Source organism: Sandarakinorhabdus sp. (genome assembly GCF_031430775.1).
In the GTDB taxonomy this organism is placed as follows: Bacteria; Pseudomonadota; Alphaproteobacteria; order Sphingomonadales; family Sphingomonadaceae; genus Sandarakinorhabdus.
Genome location: NZ_JANPCD010000212.1, coordinates 1 through 3,513, shown reverse-complemented (window position 1 = coordinate 3,513; position 3,513 = coordinate 1). Strand labels below are relative to the sequence as shown.

Annotated in this window: 3 protein-coding genes and 1 tRNA gene; 2 read left to right on the top strand and 2 right to left on the bottom strand. The window is 66.6% G+C overall.

Features of this window, described 5'->3' with window-relative positions; translation table 11 throughout:
- On the top strand, nucleotides 1-1,554 hold a 1,554-nt coding region (locus RMQ73_RS13785; RefSeq protein WP_310498890.1), incomplete at its 5' end, for a translocation/assembly module TamB domain-containing protein.
- Nucleotides 1,555-1,557: 3 nt separating this feature from the next.
- Here the strand turns inward: RMQ73_RS13785 and RMQ73_RS13780 are convergent.
- A complete protein-coding gene (locus RMQ73_RS13780) occupies nucleotides 1,558-2,595 on the bottom strand; it encodes a Glu/Leu/Phe/Val dehydrogenase dimerization domain-containing protein (protein WP_310498888.1) in 1,038 nt (345 codons plus the stop codon).
- 194 nt (nucleotides 2,596-2,789) lie between these two features.
- Here RMQ73_RS13780 and RMQ73_RS13775 point away from each other — a divergent pair.
- Nucleotides 2,790-2,866 (top strand) — tRNA-His (locus RMQ73_RS13775).
- A gap of 35 nt (nucleotides 2,867-2,901) precedes the next feature.
- On the opposite strand, the gene RMQ73_RS13770 is transcribed toward RMQ73_RS13775, so the two are convergent.
- Entirely contained in the window at nucleotides 2,902-3,462 is a 561-nt protein-coding gene (locus RMQ73_RS13770; RefSeq protein ID WP_310498887.1) for a superoxide dismutase family protein, read from the bottom strand.
- Nucleotides 3,463-3,513: the final 51 nt, after the last annotated feature.

Here is a 3,513-nt window from a genome sequence, read left to right as displayed (position 1 = left end):
GGTCGCGTTACCGGCAATATCGATATCGCGCTGCCCGCAGGCGAAGCCCCGCGCGGCACCGCCAGCTTGCGCATCAACGGCCTGTCGCGCGCCAGCACGGCAAGCGCCTCCACCCCCATCGACGTCGGGCTGAACGCCAATCTGGGGATCGCCAGCAGCGTGGTGCGGGCTGTGATCGTGCGCGGGTCGCGGGTCGAAGGGCGGGCGCAGGCCCGGCTGGGCGCCATTCCCGATGGACCCGAAGGTTTGGCCACGCGGATGTTTGCGGCGCCGGTAACGGGCCAGGTGCGCTACACCGGCGCCGCGCAGGACCTGTGGGGCCTGTCGGGTCTGTCGGCGCTCGATGTGCGCGGGCCGGTGACGCTGGCGCTCGATATCGGCGGCATCTTGGGCAACCCCCGTGTGTCGGGCAGCGTGAAGGGCAGCGGGCTGAGGGTGGAAAGCCCGGTGATCGGCGCCATTGTCACCGGCGCCAGTCTTGATGCGCGCTTTGTCGAATCACGGCTGGAGCTGACCAGTTTTGCCGGCAAATCCGGGCCGTCGGGCAGCATCGCCGGCAGCGGCACCATCATATTGAGCTATGAGCAAGGGTTTCCCATCGACATTCGCATGACGCTGAAGAACGCCCAGATGCTGGACCGCGATGACCTGACTGCGACGGCAAGCGGCCAGATCAGGGTCGCAACCGACGCTTATGGCGGCGTTGTCTCGGGCAAGCTGACGCTGGACCGGGGCACCTATGTTGTCGGGCGCACGGCGGTGGCCGATGTGCCGGTGCTGGCGGTCAGCGAGCGCAATGTCCGCGCGCTGGGCCGGCCGCAGGTCGTCTATGCTGCGCCGACACGCTGGCTGTTCAACCTGGCGAGCAAGGCCGACAACCGGCTGTTCGTCGAGGGCATGGGCATCAAATCGGAATGGCAGGCCGATGTGCGGCTGCGCGGCGGCACCACCACGCCGGAGTTGGCGGGGCGGGTGCAACTCATTCGCGGCGATTATGATTTTGCCGGCAAACGCTTTGAACTGACGCGCGGCGACATTCGGTTTCAGGGCGTCTACCCGCCCGATCCGATCATCAGCATCACGGCCGAGAATGTGTCCGCCTCGCTCACCGCCCGGCTCAACATCGACGGCACGGCGCAGCGGCCCAATATCAAGTTCAGCAGCGTGCCGGCCCTGCCGGAAGATGAAGTGCTCAGCCGCGTGCTTTTCGGCACGTCGGTCACCGACTTGTCGGCGCTGGAGGCTGTGCAGCTTGCGGCGGCCTTGACGTCGCTTCGCGGCAGCGGCGGGTTCAACCCGATGGGCGTCGTCCGCAAGGGGCTGGGGCTGGACCGGCTGCGCATCTTGCCTGCCGACGCCACCATAGGGCGGCGCACATCCGTCGCCGCCGGGCGCTACATCGGCCGCAATGTCTATGTCGAGCTGGCAACCGATGCCCAGGGCTACACGTCCACCAGCATCGAGATCGGGCTGACGCGCTCGCTGTCGCTGCTCAGTTCGGTGGCAACACTGGGCGGCACATCCGCCGGCCTGCGCTGGAAACGGGACTATTGACGTTCAGCGCCCGATCAGGCGCCGGGCCATGGCATCGGCGACGGCGTCGGTGGGCTGGCCGCCGCGGTCTGCCGCCACGAAGATATCGGCAAGCCGGCCTTCGATGGCGGCGATCTGTTGGCTGACGGTCTCGATGCTGCTGCCCCCGAGATATTCGGCAACGACATTGATGATGCCGCCAGCGTTGATGACATAATCCGGCGCATACAGGATGCCGCGTGCCGCAATGCGGGCGCCGTCGCCAGCTGCTGCAAGCTGGTTATTGGCTGCGCCGGCGACCACCGCCACGTTCAACGCAGCGATAGTTTCGGCATCCAGCACGGCGCCCAGTGCGTTGGGGCTGAACACGTCGGCGGCAACGCGCGTGATGCCCTCCACCGGCACATGCGCCGCGCCCAGTTCGGCAGCCAGCGCCGCCGCCCTGGCCGCGTCGATATCGGCGAGCGTCAGTCTTGCGCCTGCGGCGGCCAGCTTGCGCGCCAACGCGCCGCCGACACTGCCAACGCCCTGCACGGCCACATGCACGCCCGACAGGTCATGGCGGCCGAGCTTGTGCGCGACGGCAGCGCGCAGGCCGACGAACACGCCCTGCGCCGTCCAGGGGCCGGGATTACCGCCAACAGGGCGGTTGCCCGACACCGGCAGGCCCGAGACATGCGCGGTTCGGCGGGCAATGACGGTCATGTCGCGGTCGCTCATGCCGACATCCTCGGCGGTGACATAACGACCGCCCAGCCCTTCGATGACGGCGCCAAAGGCTTCGAGCATGGCGTCGGTCTTGGGGGCATCGTTCAGCACCACCGCCTTGCCGCCGCCCATCGGCAGGCCGGCCATGGCGTTTTTATAGCTCATGCCGCGCGACAGGCGCAGGGCATCTGTCAGCGCCGCAGCATCATCGGCATAGGCCCAGTGGCGCACGCCGCCGGCGGCCGGGCCAAGATGCGTGGAATGAATGGCGATGATCGTCTTGAGACCGGATGCCGCATCATGGGCGACATGCACGGATTCATGAGCGTCAAAATCAGGGGCGTCGAAGAACATGGCCAGGCTCGCAGTTGATTGGGCTTATGATATTTCAGTTCAGCGCAACATTGTTATCGCCTCTACGCCAGGCCGGGCGCGTTGGAAAGAGGCAGACAGCGGCGGCGGGAGTGCCTCGCGGCAAGAGACACGCGCAACCGATCAAGCAGTCTTGCGCCGGCGCGCCGTGTCGTATATCGGACGCGCCTCTTGTGGCGATCGTAGCTCAATTGGTTAGAGCGCCGGTTTGTGGTACCGGAGGTTGCGGGTTCAATCCCCGTCGATCGCCCCATTTTTTCCACTCAATGACAGCATGGTGCGCGCCGCCTAGGGCCTGACCGGTATGCCCCGGCGCAACACGCCGCAAGCGATGCGCGCGCCGGCGTTGCCCGCCGGATCGCTGCGATAATCATCAGGCCGGGCGTGCAACACGACGGCAGCGCCATCGGCATCAAGCAGCGGCGCAGTGCCTTCAGCCAGTTTCAGCCCCGGCTGCAAGGCATCGAGCATGGCAATACCGCTGGCGGAGACAATCAGGTTGGGCAGGTCGCCGGCATGGGCGCCCATCGGGTTATCTCGGCCATGCTGGCGGGCATCGGGGTTGAAATGCGGGCCGGCGCTGGTGAAATCCGGCCCCGTGCACGCGCCGACGCTGTGCAGATGCAGTGCATACTCACCCGGCGGCAGACCCTTGATTTCGGCGATGACGCGGGTGCCGTCCTTTTCCTGCATCACTTGGACAGTACCAAGTTCATCGCCGCCCGCCGTCAGCAGCCGTGTGGAAATCAGCAATGACGGCGCCGATCCGCCGAACCGGCCCAGCGATTCGGCCTTCGGGCCGCAGCCTGTCAGCGCGGCCATGCCGGCCAGCACCACAAAAACACGCATATCCGCCACGCCAATCTCCACTTTCACGCCTCAACCACCCCCATAATGCGC

What these genes read in the sequence shown, in the direction of transcription:
- RMQ73_RS13780 (WP_310498888.1), bottom strand. Translation starts at nt 2,595, where the DNA reads ATGTTCTTCGACGCCCCTGATTTTGACGCTCATGAATCCGTGCATGTC.
- RMQ73_RS13770 (WP_310498887.1), bottom strand. Translation starts at nt 3,462, where the DNA reads ATGCGTGTTTTTGTGGTGCTGGCCGGCATGGCCGCGCTGACAGGCTGC.